The 14,279-nt window shown below is 63.6% G+C and carries 8 protein-coding genes; all 8 read left to right on the forward strand.

The features are described 5' to 3' along the window. The first annotated feature begins 4 nt into the window (after nt 1-4). The 8 genes from rplA (at nt 5) to fusA (ending at nt 14,262) form a co-directional block, all read left to right on the forward strand. Nucleotides 5-703 carry a 50S ribosomal protein L1 gene (gene rplA / locus BAY15_RS04690; RefSeq protein ID WP_068849440.1) on the forward strand — a complete coding sequence of 233 codons (699 nt, stop codon included), beginning with the start codon at nt 5-7 and terminating at the stop codon, nt 701-703. A 387-nt stretch (nt 704-1,090) separates the two neighbouring features. Next, the gene (rplJ, locus tag BAY15_RS04695; protein WP_068849442.1) at nt 1,091-1,624 is read left to right on the forward strand and encodes a 50S ribosomal protein L10; all 534 of its coding nucleotides are present in this window, start codon (nt 1,091-1,093) and stop codon (nt 1,622-1,624) included. Nucleotides 1,625-1,686: 62 nt separating this feature from the next. Next, complete coding sequence (gene rplL, locus BAY15_RS04700) at nt 1,687-2,055, forward strand: 50S ribosomal protein L7/L12 (protein ID WP_068849444.1); 369 nt, start codon at nt 1,687-1,689, stop codon at nt 2,053-2,055. Nucleotides 2,056-2,346: 291 nt separating this feature from the next. Then, on the forward strand, nt 2,347-6,501 hold the full coding sequence (gene rpoB / locus BAY15_RS04705) for a DNA-directed RNA polymerase subunit beta (protein ID WP_068849446.1): 4,155 nt from the start codon (nt 2,347-2,349) through the stop codon (nt 6,499-6,501). Nucleotides 6,502-6,590: 89 nt separating this feature from the next. Beyond that, nucleotides 6,591-10,832, forward strand: a complete 4,242-nt coding sequence (rpoC, locus tag BAY15_RS04710) for a DNA-directed RNA polymerase subunit beta' (protein ID WP_068849448.1) — start codon at nt 6,591-6,593, stop codon at nt 10,830-10,832. Nucleotides 10,833-11,129: 297 nt separating this feature from the next. Further along, entirely contained in the window at nt 11,130-11,504 is a 375-nt protein-coding gene (rpsL, locus tag BAY15_RS04715; RefSeq protein ID WP_025879344.1) for a 30S ribosomal protein S12, read from the forward strand. Nucleotides 11,505-11,516: 12 nt separating this feature from the next. After that, complete coding sequence (rpsG, locus tag BAY15_RS04720; protein WP_068849450.1) at nt 11,517-11,984, forward strand: 30S ribosomal protein S7; 468 nt, start codon at nt 11,517-11,519, stop codon at nt 11,982-11,984. Nucleotides 11,985-12,120: 136 nt separating this feature from the next. Further along, the gene (gene fusA, locus BAY15_RS04725; RefSeq protein ID WP_068849452.1) at nt 12,121-14,262 is read left to right on the forward strand and encodes an elongation factor G; all 2,142 of its coding nucleotides are present in this window, start codon (nt 12,121-12,123) and stop codon (nt 14,260-14,262) included. Nucleotides 14,263-14,279: the final 17 nt, after the last annotated feature.

Genomic DNA, 14,279 nt, shown 5'->3' on the forward strand with positions numbered 1-14,279 from the left:
GAAGATGGCACAGACCAAGCGTGAGAAGGCCATCCAGGCCGCAGTCGTCCCGGGCAAGGCTTACGCCTTCGAGGACGCAATCAAGATCCTGAAGACCGCCACCAAGGCCAAGTTCGTCGAGTCCTTCGACGTTGCCGTGCGCCTGGGCGTGGACGCCAAGAAGTCCGACCAGCAGGTGCGCGGTTCGACCGTGCTGCCGGCCGGTACCGGCAAGAGCGTGCGCGTTGCGGTGTTCGCACCGGCCGGTGCCAAGGCTGACGAAGCCCTGGCCGCTGGCGCCGAAGCCGTCGGCATGGACGACCTGGCCGAGAAGATGCAGGCCGGCGATCTGAACTACGACGTCGTCATCGCCACCCCGGACGCCATGCGCGTCGTGGGTAAGCTGGGCACCGTGCTCGGCCCGCGCGGCCTGATGCCGAACCCGAAGGTCGGCACCGTGTCGGCCAACCCGGGCGAAGCCGTCAAGAACGCCAAGTCGGGTCAGGTGCGTTACCGCACCGACAAGGCCGGCATCATCCACTGCACCATCGGCAAGGCCGACTTCGCCGAAGACGCGCTGAAGTCGAACCTGCAGGCGCTGCTGCTGGACCTGATCAAGGCCAAGCCGGCTACCTCGAAGGGCACCTACCTGCAGAAGGTTTCGGTCAGCTCGACGATGGGCCCGGGCGTCACCGTCGACCAGTCGTCGCTGACCCTGAAGTAATCGTTTCAAGCGGGTACGCGGCCTCGGTCGCGTATCCGTGAATTTTGAAGGCAATCCGAGCGGGCCTGGCCCGTGACGATAGCCGTCAAAGACCGCAGGCGCGGTCGTTGCATACCGGCGACGGGCAGGGATGCTCGCATTGGCAGGGAGTCGCCGCCGGTGCCGTACCGACCGCTTAATCGTTTCCCCCGGGAATCACCCTGCGTAGATGGTGCCCTTCTGGAGTTTTTCTGGTTTACGCACGTCTGGGTTCACCCAGGTTGGCCATCCAGGTCTAGAACGGCCCACCCTTGGAACATCAACCCGATGTTCCCGGCGTCCAGGACGGATGCCGCCCAGGACCGCACACGGCAGGAGCCGTAAGCGGAGTTCAATTGGAGGAGTGCAATGGCTCTCAATCTGTCCCAGAAGCAAGAAGTAGTCGCCGAGCTGGCAGACGTCGCCGCCAAGGCCCACTCCTTGATCGCAGCCGAATACGCTGGCACCACGGTCGCCCAGATGACCGCGATGCGCAAGCAGGCTCGTGAAACCGGTGTTTTCTTGAAAGTTGTCAAGAACACCCTGGCTTCGCGCGCCGTTGAAGGCACCGAGTTCGCAGTCGCACAGGACAAGCTGGTTGGTCCTCTGCTGTATGCGTTCTCGCTCGAGGAGCCCGGCGCTGCCGGTCGCCTGATCAAGGATGCCGCCAAGACCAACGACAAGCTCAAGGCCAAGGTCGTTGCGATTGGTGGTGAAGTGTTCCCGGCGAGCCACGTCGACGTGCTGGCTTCGCTGCCGACCCGCGATCAGGCCCTGGCCATGCTGGCCCGCGTCCTGACCGAGCCGGTCACGATGTTCGCCCGCGCCATCAAGGCCATCGGTGACAAGCAGAATGGCGGTGAAACCGCTGACGCTGCCGAACCGGCCGCCGAGACCGCCTGAGTCGACGTTTCCGTGGTTCCGAACGGAACCTCAACCCAGAAAATTATCCAAAGGTAATCAAAATGTCCCTTACCAACGAACAGATCGTCGACGCCATCGCCGAGAAGTCCCTGATGGAAGTGATGGAGCTGGTCAAGGCCATCGAAGAGAAGTTCGGCGTCTCCGCCGCTGCTCCGGTCGCCGCTGCTGCCGCAGCTGGCCCGGCTGCCGCTGTTGAAGAGCAGACCGAATTCGACGTCATCCTGAAGTCGGCCGGCGAGAAGAAGGTCGAAGTGATCAAGGCCGTGCGCGCCATCACCGGCCTGGGCCTGAAGGAAGCCAAGGACCTGGCAGAAGCCGGCGGCATGATCAAGGAAGCCGCTTCGAAGGACGACGCTGCCAAGTTCAAGAAGGACCTGGAAGCTGCTGGCGCGACTGTCGAAGTCAAGTAAGCAGCTCCTTGCGTCGCCATCGAATCACGGCGATGCAGCCAAGGCTGGGGGCGTAAGCCCCCGGCCTTTGGTCGTTATTGCGGTAAGGCCGGATGCATGTCCGGTCCGCGCCAATTCGACCGGTAGATCCGACTGTTAGTCGGATGCTTCACCGGCGACGAGTTGGCAGTTGGAAGTAGCGGGAGAAGGCGTGCTGGTGCCGGCAATACCAGCGACTTCCAACTGACAATTTTCATGTTCCCTTCGGGCCACGCCTCCATGGCGGGGCCCGCACAGCCAAGGTGAGACCCCATGACGTCATATTCGTTCACCGAAAAAAAGCGTATCCGCAAGGATTTCGGCAAGCAGCGCTCGATCCTCGAAGTGCCGTTCCTGCTCGCCATCCAGGTGGATTCCTACCGCGAATTCCTGCAGGAAAACGTGGATCCGGCCAAGCGCCGTGATCTCGGCCTGCACGCGGCCCTGAAGTCGGTGTTCCCGATCGCCAGCTACAGCGGCAACGCTGCGCTGGAATACGTGGGCTACAAGCTGGGCGACCCGGTCTTCGACGAGCGTGAATGCCGCCAGCGTGGCATGAGCTACGGCGCGCCGCTGCGCGTGACCGTGCGCCTGGTGATCTACGACCGCGAGTCGTCCACCAAGGCCATCAAGTACGTGAAGGAGCAGGAGGTCTATCTCGGCGAAATCCCGCTGATGACCGACAACGGCACCTTCATCGTCAACGGCACCGAGCGCGTCATCGTCTCGCAGCTGCACCGTTCGCCGGGCGTGTTCTTCGACCACGACCGTGGCAAGACCCACAGCTCGGGCAAGCTGCTGTACAGCGCCCGCATCATCCCGTACCGCGGCTCCTGGCTGGACTTCGAGTTCGACCCGAAGGACGCGCTGTTCACCCGTATCGACCGTCGCCGCAAGCTGCCGGTGTCGATCCTGCTGCGTGCGCTGGGCTACAGCAACGAAGAGATGCTGGCCGAGTTCTTCGAGATCAACACCTTCCACATCAATCCCGATGAGGGCGTGCAGCTCGAACTGGTCTCCGAGCGCCTGCGCGGCGAGACCCTGAACTTCGACCTGGCCGACGGCGACAAGGTCATCGTCGAAGCCGGCAAGCGCATCACCGCGCGCCACGTGAAGCAGCTGGAAGCCTCGGGCATTGCCGCCCTGGCCGTGCCGGACGATTACATCGTCGGCCGCATCCTGTCCCACGACGTGGTCGACGCGAGCACCGGCGAACTGCTGGCCCAGGCCAACGACGAAATCACCGACGAGCAGCTGCAGGCCTTCCGCAAGGCCGGCGTGGATGCCGTGGGTACCCTGTGGGTGAACGATCTGGATCGTGGCCCGTACCTGTCCAACACCCTGCGCATCGATCCGACCAAGACCCAGCTCGAAGCGCTGGTCGAAATCTATCGCATGATGCGACCGGGCGAGCCGCCGACCAAGGACGCCGCGCAGAACCTGTTCCACAACCTGTTCTTCACCTTCGAGCGCTACGACCTGTCCACGGTTGGCCGCATGAAGTTCAACCGTCGTGTCGGCCGCAAGGAAGTCACCGGTGAAGCGGTGCTGTACGACCGCAGGTACTTCGGCGAGCGCAACGACGAAGAGTCCAAGCGCCTGGTCGCCGAGCACGGCGACAGCTCCGATATCCTGGACGTGATCAAGGTCCTCACCGAGATCCGCAACGGTCGCGGCGTGGTCGATGACATCGATCACCTGGGCAACCGTCGCGTGCGTTCGGTCGGCGAAATGGCCGAAAACGTGTTCCGCGTGGGCCTGGTCCGCGTCGAGCGCGCGGTCAAGGAGCGCCTGTCGATGGCCGAATCCGAAGGCCTGACCCCGCAGGAACTGATCAACGCCAAGCCGGTTGCCGCTGCCATCAAGGAGTTCTTCGGCTCCTCGCAGCTGTCGCAGTTCATGGATCAGAACAACCCGCTGTCGGAAGTCACCCACAAGCGTCGCGTCTCGGCCCTGGGCCCGGGCGGCCTGACCCGTGAGCGCGCCGGCTTCGAAGTGCGCGACGTGCACCCGACCCATTACGGCCGCGTCTGCACCATCGAAACCCCGGAAGGCCCGAACATCGGCCTGATCAACTCGCTGGCCGTGTATGCCCGCACCAACCAGTACGGCTTCCTGGAAACCCCGTACCGCAAGGTGCACGACGGCAAGGTCTCCGACGAGATCGAGTTCCTGTCGGCCATCGAAGAAAACGAGTACGTCATCGCCCAGGCCAACGCCCTGACCGACGCCAAGAGCATGCTCACCGAGCAGTTCGTGCCGTGCCGGTTCCAGGGTGAGTCGCTGCTGAAGCCGCCGGCGGAAGTCCACTTCATGGACGTCTCGCCGATGCAGACCGTGTCGATCGCCGCCGCGCTGGTTCCGTTCCTGGAACACGATGACGCCAACCGTGCACTGATGGGCGCCAACATGCAGCGCCAGGCCGTGCCGACCCTGCGTGCGCAGAAGCCGCTGGTGGGTACCGGTATCGAACGCGCCGTGGCCCGTGACTCGGGTGTGACCGTGAACGCCCGTCGTGGCGGCGAGATCGTGCAGATCGACGCCGGCCGCATCGTGGTCAAGGTCAACGAAGTGGAAATCACCGACGCCAGCGATGCCGGCGTGGATATCTACAACCTGATCAAGTACACCCGTTCCAACCAGAACACCTGCATCAACCAGCGTCCGCTGGTGGAAGTGGGTGACGTGGTGGCGCGTGGCGACGTGCTGGCCGATGGTCCGTCCACCGACATCGGCGAACTGGCCCTGGGCCAGAACATGCTGATCGCCTTCATGCCGTGGAACGGCTACAACTTCGAAGACTCCATCCTGCTCTCCGAGCGCGTGGTGGAAGAGGATCGTTACACCACGATCCACATCGAAGAGCTGACCTGCGTCGCGCGTGACACCAAGCTGGGGCCGGAGGAAATCTCGGCCGACATCCCGAACGTGTCCGAGCAGGCGCTGAACCGCCTGGATGAGTCGGGCGTGGTGTACATCGGTGCCGAAGTGCGCGCCGGCGACATCATGGTCGGCAAGGTCACCCCGAAGGGCGAAAGCCAGCTGACCCCGGAAGAGAAGCTGCTGCGCGCGATCTTCGGTGAGAAGGCGTCGGACGTGAAGGACAGCTCGCTGCGCGTGCCGCCGGGCATGGACGGCACCGTCATCGACGTGCAGGTCTTCACCCGCGACGGCATCGAGAAGGACAAGCGTGCGCGCCAGATCGAGGAAAGCGAGATCAAGCGCGTCAAGAAGGACTTCGACGACCAGTTCCGCATCCTGGAAGGCGCCATCTACGCACGCCTGCGTTCGCAGATCGTGGGCAAGGTCGCCAACGGCGGTGCCAACCTGAAGAAGGGCGACACCATCACCGACGCCTACCTGGACGGCCTGAAGAAGGCTGACTGGTTCGTGCTGCGCATGAAGGACGACGACGCTTCCGAAGCCATCGAACGCGCCCAGAAGCAGATCCAGGCGCACGAGAAGGAATTCGAGCGTCGCTTCGCCGACAAGCGCGGCAAGATCACCGCCGGCGACGACCTCGCCCCGGGCGTGCTGAAGATGGTCAAGGTGTTCCTGGCCGTGAAGCGCCGCATCCAGCCGGGCGACAAGATGGCAGGCCGCCACGGCAACAAGGGTGTGGTCTCCAACGTGGTGCCGGTCGAGGACATGCCGTACATGGCCTCGGGCGAGACCGTGGACATCGTGCTGAACCCGCTGGGCGTGCCGTCGCGCATGAACATCGGCCAGATCCTGGAAGTGCACCTGGGCTGGGCCGCCAAGGGCCTGGGCCGCAAGATCCAGGGCATGCTCGAGGCACAGGCCGCGATCAACGACCTGCGCAAGTTCCTGGACGACGTGTACAACCACGACAAGACCCAGCACGCCAACCACGTCGACCTGACCCAGTTCAGCGACGAGGAGCTGCTGCGCCTGGCCGGCAACCTCACCGACGGCGTGCCGATGGCCACCCCGGTGTTCGACGGTGCCACCGAAGCTGAAATCAAGCACATGCTTGCCCTGGCTGACCTGCCGCTCAGCGGCCAGACCCAGCTGTATGACGGTCGTACCGGTGAGGCATTCGATCGCCACACCACCGTGGGCTACATGCACTACCTGAAGCTGAACCACCTGGTCGACGACAAGATGCACGCCCGTTCGACCGGTCCGTACTCGCTCGTCACCCAGCAGCCGCTGGGCGGCAAGGCGCAGTTCGGCGGCCAGCGCTTCGGTGAAATGGAAGTCTGGGCGCTGGAAGCCTACGGCGCGGCCTACACCCTGCAGGAAATGCTGACGGTGAAGTCCGATGACGTGCAGGGCCGCAACCAGATGTACAAGAACATCGTCGACGGTGAGCACGAGATGGTCGCGGGCATGCCGGAATCCTTCAACGTGCTCGTGAAGGAAATCCGCTCGCTGGCCATCAACATGGAACTGGAAGACAACTGATCGTGCAGGCGCGGCTGCCCCGGCAGCCGCGCCGCCGGATGTGACCTGACAGCCCCATCGACAAGATTTCCTCCTTTCGGAGAAACACCATGAAAGACCTGCTCAACCTCTTCAACCAGCAGCGCCAGACGCTGGACTTCGACGCGATCAAGATCGCGCTGGCTTCGCCGGACCTGATCCGTTCGTGGTCCTTCGGCGAAGTGAAGAAGCCGGAAACCATCAACTACCGTACCTTCAAGCCGGAGCGTGACGGCCTGTTCTGCGCCGCCATCTTCGGGCCGGTCAAGGACTACGAGTGCCTGTGCGGCAAGTACAAGCGCATGAAGCACCGTGGCGTGGTCTGCGAAAAGTGCGGCACCGAAGTGACCCTGGCCAAGGTGCGCCGCGAGCGCATGGGCCACATCGACCTGGCCTCGCCGGTCGCGCACATCTGGTTCCTCAAGTCGCTGCCGTCGCGCATCGGCCTGATGCTGGACATGACCCTGCGTGACATCGAGCGCGTGCTGTACTTCGAAGCCTACGTGGTGACCGAGCCGGGCCTGACCGCCCTGGAGCGCCGCCAGCTGCTGACCGAAGAACAGTACCTGCAGGCACGCCAGGAACACGGCGACGACTTCGACGCCGCCATGGGCGCCGAGGCCGTGTACGAACTGCTGCGCACCATCGACCTGCAGTCGGAGATGACCCGCCTGCGCGAGGAAATCGCCAGCACCGGTTCGGAAACCAAGCTCAAGCGCCTCACCAAGCGCATCAAGCTGGTCGAAGCCTTCCTGGAGTCGGGCAACCGCCCGGAATGGATGGTCATGACCGTGCTGCCGGTGCTGCCGCCGGACCTGCGTCCGCTGGTGCCGCTGGACGGTGGCCGCTTCGCGACCTCCGACCTGAACGACCTGTACCGCCGCGTCATCAACCGCAACAACCGCCTGCGCCGCCTGCTCGAGCTGAACGCGCCGGACATCATCGTGCGCAATGAAAAGCGCATGCTGCAGGAATCGGTCGATGCGCTGCTGGACAACGGCCGCCGCGGCCGTGCCATCACCGGCACCAACAAGCGCCCGCTGAAGTCGCTGGCCGACATGATCAAGGGCAAGCAGGGCCGCTTCCGCCAGAACCTGCTGGGCAAGCGCGTCGACTACTCGGGCCGTTCGGTCATCGTGGTCGGTCCGTACCTGCGCCTGCACCAGTGCGGCCTGCCGAAGAAGATGGCGCTCGAGCTGTTCAAGCCGTTCGTGTTCGCCAAGCTGCAGCGTCGTGGCCTGGCCACCACCATCAAGGCCGCCAAGAAGCTGGTCGAGCGCGAAGAAGCCGAAGTCTGGGACATCCTGGAAGAGGTCATCCGCGAACACCCGGTGATGCTGAACCGTGCGCCGACCCTGCACCGCCTGGGCATCCAGGCGTTCGAGCCGGTGCTGATCGAAGGCAAGGCCATCCAGCTGCACCCGCTGGTCTGCACCGCGTTCAACGCCGACTTCGACGGTGACCAGATGGCCGTCCACGTGCCGCTCTCGCTGGAAGCCCAGCTGGAAGCGCGTGCGCTGATGATGTCCACCAACAACATCCTGTCGCCGGCCAACGGCGAGCCGATCATCGTGCCGTCGCAGGACGTGGTGCTGGGTCTGTACTACATGACCCGCGCCCTGGAAAACAAGAAGGGCGAGGGCATGGCCTTCGCCAACATCGCCGAAGTGAAGCGTGCCTATGACAACCGCGTGGTGGAACTGCACGCCAAGGTCAAGGTCCGCATCACCGAAGTGGTGACCGACGAGAACGGTGACAAGCAGAACAAGACCTCGATCGTGGACACCACGATCGGTCGCGCCCTGCTGGCCGAAATCCTGCCGGAAGGCCTGCCGTTCGCGCTGGCCAACACCGAGCTGACCAAGAAGAACATCAGCCGCCTGATCAACTCCAGCTATCGCCAGCTGGGCTTGAAGGACACGGTCGTGTTCGCCGACAAGCTGATGTACACCGGCTTTGCCTACGCAACCCGTGCGGGCGTGTCGATCGGTATCGACGACATGCTGATCCCGGACGAGAAGCGCGGCATCCTCACCGAGGCCGAAGCCGAAGTGCTGGAAATCCAGGAACAGTACCAGTCGGGCCTGGTCACCGCCGGCGAGCGCTACAACAAGGTGGTCGACATCTGGTCGCGTACCAATGAACGCATCGCCAAGGCGATGATGGACACCATTGGTACCGAGAAGGTGGTCAACGCCAAGGGCGAGACCATCGACCAGAAGTCGATGAACTCGCTGTACATCATGGCCGACTCCGGTGCCCGTGGTTCGCAGGCGCAGATCCGCCAGCTGGCCGGCATGCGTGGCCTGATGGCCCGTCCGGATGGCTCGATCATCGAAACGCCCATCAAGGCGAACTTCCGTGAAGGCCTGAACGTGCAGGAGTACTTCAACTCCACCCACGGTGCCCGTAAGGGTCTGGCCGATACCGCGCTGAAGACCGCCAACTCGGGTTACCTGACCCGTCGTCTGGTGGACGTGGCGCAGGACGTGGTCATCACCGAGGTGGATTGCGGTACCTCCGAAGGCCTGACCATGACCCCGATCGTGGAAGGCGGCGACGTCGTGGAGCCGTTGAAGGACCGGGTGCTGGGTCGTGTCGTGGCCGAGGACGTGTTCCTGCCGGGCAACGACGAAGATCCGATCGTGACCCGCAACACCCTGCTCGACGAAGCCTGGGTGGCCAAGCTGGAAGACGCCGGCGTGCAGAGCATCAAGGTGCGCTCCACGATCAGCTGCGAATCGGCGTTCGGCGTGTGCGGCCACTGCTACGGTCGCGACCTGGCCCGTGGCCACCTGGTCAACATCGGTGAAGCGGTGGGCGTCATCGCCGCGCAGTCGATCGGTGAGCCGGGTACCCAGCTGACCATGCGTACGTTCCACATCGGTGGTGCGGCATCGCGTGCGGCAGCCGTGGACAACATCACGGTCAAGACCACCGGTTCGGTGAAGTTCAACAACCTCAAGTCCGTCGAACACGCCAGCGGTTCGCTGGTGGCGGTCTCGCGCTCGGGTGAAATCTCGGTGCTCGATGCCCACGGCCGTGAGCGTGAGCGTTACAAGCTGCCGTACGGCTCGATGATCGCGTCCAAGGATGGCGATGCAGTGAAGGCTGGCCAGACCGTGGCCAACTGGGATCCGCATAACCACCCGATCGTGTCCGAAGTGGCCGGTTTCATCCGCTTCATCGACTTCATCGACGGCGTCACCGTCATCGAGAAGACCGACGAACTGACCGGCCTGGCTTCGCGCGAAATCACCGACCCGAAGCGTCGTGGTTCGCAGGCCAAGGAGCTGCGCCCGATCGTGCGCATCGTGGATGCCAAGGGCAATGACCTGACCATCCCGAACACCGATCTGCCGGCCCAGTACCTGCTGCCGCCGCGTTCCATCGTCAACCTGCAGGACGGCGCCGCCGTCGGCGTGGGCGACGTGGTCGCCAAGATCCCGCAGGAAGCGTCCAAGACCCGCGACATCACCGGTGGTCTGCCGCGCGTGGCCGATCTGTTCGAAGCGCGCAAGCCGAAGGATCCGGCGATCCTGGCCGAGCGTTCGGGCATCATCAGCTTCGGCAAGGACACCAAGGGCAAGCAGCGCCTGATCATCAAGGACACCGATGGTTCGGAACACGAAGAGCTGATCCCGAAGTACCGCCAGGTGATCGTGTTCGAAGGCGAGCACGTGACCAAGGGCGAAACCATCGTGGACGGCGAGCCGAGCCCGCAGGACATCCTGCGCCTGCTGGGTGTCGAGCCGCTGGCCGCGTACCTGGTCAAGGAAATCCAGGACGTGTACCGCCTGCAGGGCGTGAAGATCAACGACAAGCACATTGAAGTGATCACCCGCCAGATGCTGCGCAAGGTCGAGATCACCGACCAGGGCAGCAGCAAGTTCCTGAATGGCGAGCAGGCCGAGCGCCAGCGCGTCATCGAGGAAAATGCACGCCTGACCACCCGCAACGAGCTGATCGCCCGTTTCGACCCGGTCCTGCTGGGCATCACCAAGGCATCGCTGGCCACCGAATCGTTCATCTCGGCGGCCTCGTTCCAGGAAACCACCCGCGTGCTGACCGAAGCTGCCGTCCGCGGCACCTCGGACAACCTGCGCGGCCTGAAGGAAAACGTCATCGTCGGCCGCCTGATCCCGGCCGGTACCGGCCTGGCGTACCACGCCAACCGTCGTCGCAACGCCTCCGGGCTGACCGAGTCGGAAATGCAGACCCTGTCCGGCGGCGCGCCGGCGGTGGCTGAAGTGGCGCCGGCAGCCCCGGTGGCGGTGGAATCGACCGAAGCCGAATCGGCCGCGGACGAGTGATGGATCCGGTCCGGCCGCCTGGCCGGACCACCCTCGGCGGTGGCGCAATCGCCACCGATGGGGTAGGATGCCGGCCGGTCCTCGAAAGGGGGCCGGTTTGACAACCTGAACGGGGGGCATGGAAAAGGCTCCCCTGTAACGGCCCGGGATCAGGGTCGGCTTGGCGTGCGCGCGGTTGACTGCGTTTTCGCCGGGTTGCTACAATCGTCTGTCTCAGCAGGCCGGTTTCTCGCCTGCTCGCACATATCCGCATTCATGGCCTGTTTTTCATCGGGCCTCTCTCAGAAGAACTTACTGATGGCGACGATCAATCAGCTTGTCCGCAAGCCGCGGCAGGCAACCACTTACAAGAGCGCCTCCCCGGCTCTTGAAAAGTGCCCCCAGCGCCGTGGCGTCTGCACGCGCGTGTACACCACCACCCCGAAGAAGCCGAACTCGGCGCTCCGCAAGGTTGCCAAGGTCCGCCTGACCAACCAGGAAGAGGTCATCAGCTACATCGGTGGCGAAGGCCACAACCTGCAGGAGCACTCCGTGGTCCTCATCCGTGGCGGTCGCGTCAAGGACCTGCCGGGTGTGCGTTACCACACCGTGCGTGGCTCGCTGGACGCCTCGGGCGTTGCCAAGCGTCGCCAGGGCCGTTCCAAGTACGGCGCCAAGCGTCCGAAGAGCTAAGGGAAAGTACACATGTCTCGTAAAGGTAATACGCCGCAGCGCTCTGTCCTGCCGGATCCGAAGCACGGAAGTGAAACCATCGCGCGCTTCATCAACATGGTGATGCTGAGCGGCAAGAAGTCGGTCGCTGAAAAGATCGTCTATGGCGCCATGGACGTGATCAGCGAAAAGAACCCGAACTCCATCGAGCTGGTGCAGAAGGCTCTGGACAACGTGGCTCCGTCGGTCGAAGTGAAGTCCCGCCGCGTCGGCGGTGCGACCTACCAGGTGCCGGTCGAAGTGCGTTCGTCGCGCAAGATGGCCCTGGCCATGCGCTGGCTGATCGACTCCGCCCGTAAGCGTGGTGAAAACACCATGCCGAAGAAGCTGGCTGCAGAACTGCTGGATGCCTCGGAAAACCGTGGTGGCGCCATCAAGAAGCGCGAAGAAACCCACCGCATGGCCGAAGCCAACAAGGCCTTCGCCCACTACCGCTGGTGAGTTTGACGGCCTTGTAAAACAGGCACGGCAGCACCATTAAGGTGCTGCCTCGCGGCCCCAGAAGGGCTGCGCCAATCCGAAGGCCGCCGAAAGGCGGCGTTCGGCCATCCGAATTCCAAGAAATTGAGAGGCTCCCGTGGCCCGCACCACTCCCATCGAGCGTTACCGCAATTTCGGCATCATGGCCCACATCGATGCCGGCAAGACCACCACGTCCGAGCGCATCCTGTTCTACACCGGCAAGAGCCACAAGATCGGTGAAGTGCACGACGGCGCCGCCACCATGGACTGGATGGAGCAGGAGCAGGAGCGTGGCATCACGATCCAGTCCGCTGCCACCACCGCGTTCTGGAAGGGCATGGACAAGTCCCTGCCGGAGCACCGCTTCAACATCATCGACACCCCCGGGCACGTCGACTTCACCATCGAAGTGGAGCGCTCGCTGCGCGTGCTCGACGGTGCGGTGTTCGTGCTGTGCGCCGTTGGTGGCGTGCAGCCGCAGTCCGAAACCGTGTGGCGCCAGGCCAACCGGTACAAGGTGCCGCGCATTGCGTTCGTCAACAAGATGGACCGCACCGGCGCCAACTTCACCAAGGTCGTTGGCCAGCTGAAGGCCAAGCTCGGCGCCACCGCCGTGCCGATGCAGCTGCCGATCGGCGCTGAAGAAGGCTTCAAGGGCGTCGTCGACCTGATCAAGATGAAGGCCATCCACTGGGATGAAGCCTCGCAGGGCATGAAGTTCGAGTACCTGGAAATCCCGGCCGACATGAAGGACGCCGCCGACGAGGCGCGCACCTTCATGATCGAAGCTGCGGCTGAAGCCAGCGAAGAGCTGATGGAAAAGTACCTGGGCGGCGACGAGCTGACCGAGGCCGAGATCATCGAAGCCCTGCGCGTGCGCACCCTGGCTACCGACATCGTGCCGATGTACTGCGGTTCGGCGTTCAAGAACAAGGGCGTGCAGGCCATGCTGGACGGCGTGGTGCAGCTGCTGCCGTCGCCGATCGACGTGCCGGACGTGACCGGTACCGACGTCGATGACGAAACCGTTGCGCTGAGCCGCAAGTCCGACGACAAGGCACCGTTCTCGGCGCTGGCCTTCAAGATCATCACCGACCCGTTCGTGGGCGCGCTGACCTTCTTCCGTGTCTACTCGGGCACGCTGAACGCCGGCGACCAGCTGCTGAACTCGGTGAAGGGCAAGAAGGAGCGCATCGGCCGCATCCTGCAGATGCACTCCAACGATCGCGAAGAGATCAAGGAAGTGCTGGCCGGTGACATCGCCGCCGCCGTGGGCCTGAAGGACACCACCACCGGTGACACCCTGTGCTCGCAGGAGCACCCGATCATCCTGGAGCGCATGGTGTTCCCGGAGCCGGTCATCTCGATGGCCGTCGAACCGAAGACCAAGTCGGACCAGGAAAAGATGGGCCTGGCCCTGGGCCGTCTGGCACAGGAAGATCCGTCGTTCCGCGTCAAGACCGACGAAGAATCCGGCCAGACCATCATCTCGGGCATGGGCGAGCTGCACCTGGACATCATCGTTGACCGCATGAAGCGCGAGTTCAACGTTGAAGCCAACGTCGGCAAGCCGCAGGTGGCCTACCGCGAAACCATCCAGCTGGCCGACGTGAAGTCGGATTACAAGCACGCCAAGCAGTCCGGTGGTAAGGGTCAGTACGGTCACGTCGTGATCGAGCTGTCGCCGATCACCGCTGAAGACCGTGCCGATCCGAAGATCGCGCCGAACATCAAGGACGATTTCCTGTTCGTCAACGACATCACCGGTGGCGTGATTCCGAAGGAATTCATTCCGTCGATCGAAAAGGGCCTGCGCGAAACCATCACCAGCGGTCCGCTGGCTGGCTTCCCGGTCGTGGACGTGAAGGTGAAGCTGGTGTTCGGCTCCTACCATGACGTCGACTCCTCGGAAATGGCGTTCAAGCTGGCTTCGTCGATGGCCTTCAAGCAGGGCTTCGCCAAGGCCAAGCCGGTCCTGCTCGAGCCGATCATGAAGGTCGAGATCGTGACCCCGGAGGATTACCAGGGTGACGTGATGGGCGACGTGAGCCGCCGTCGTGGCGTGCTGCAGGGTTCGAGCACCACCGGTGACGGTTCGGCCAGCATCATCAACGCGATGATCCCGCTGGGTGAAATGTTCGGTTACGCCACCTCGCTGCGTTCGCAGACCCAGGGTCGCGCGACGTTCACGATGGAATTCGACCACTACGAGCCGGCGCCGAACAACATCGCCGAAACCGTGATCAAGAAGTCCTGAGCATAAGCTCAGGCCTT

Origin of the sequence: Stenotrophomonas rhizophila, from assembly GCF_001704155.1 — a bacterium.
GTDB lineage: Bacteria > Pseudomonadota > Gammaproteobacteria > Xanthomonadales > Xanthomonadaceae > Stenotrophomonas > Stenotrophomonas rhizophila_A.

Bases quoted from the DNA above. Each gene is read 5' to 3' on its own strand.
- rpoC (WP_068849448.1), top strand. From the start codon at position 6,591: ATGAAAGACCTGCTCAACCTCTTCAACCAGCAGCGCCAGACGCTGGAC.
- rpoB (WP_068849446.1), top strand. From the start codon at position 2,347: ATGACGTCATATTCGTTCACCGAAAAAAAGCGTATCCGCAAGGATTTC.
- rplA (WP_068849440.1), top strand. From the start codon at position 5: ATGGCACAGACCAAGCGTGAGAAGGCCATCCAGGCCGCAGTCGTCCCG.
- rpsL (WP_025879344.1), top strand. From the start codon at position 11,130: ATGGCGACGATCAATCAGCTTGTCCGCAAGCCGCGGCAGGCAACCACT.
- rplL (WP_068849444.1), top strand. From the start codon at position 1,687: ATGTCCCTTACCAACGAACAGATCGTCGACGCCATCGCCGAGAAGTCC.
- rplJ (WP_068849442.1), top strand. From the start codon at position 1,091: ATGGCTCTCAATCTGTCCCAGAAGCAAGAAGTAGTCGCCGAGCTGGCA.
- rpsG (WP_068849450.1), top strand. From the start codon at position 11,517: ATGTCTCGTAAAGGTAATACGCCGCAGCGCTCTGTCCTGCCGGATCCG.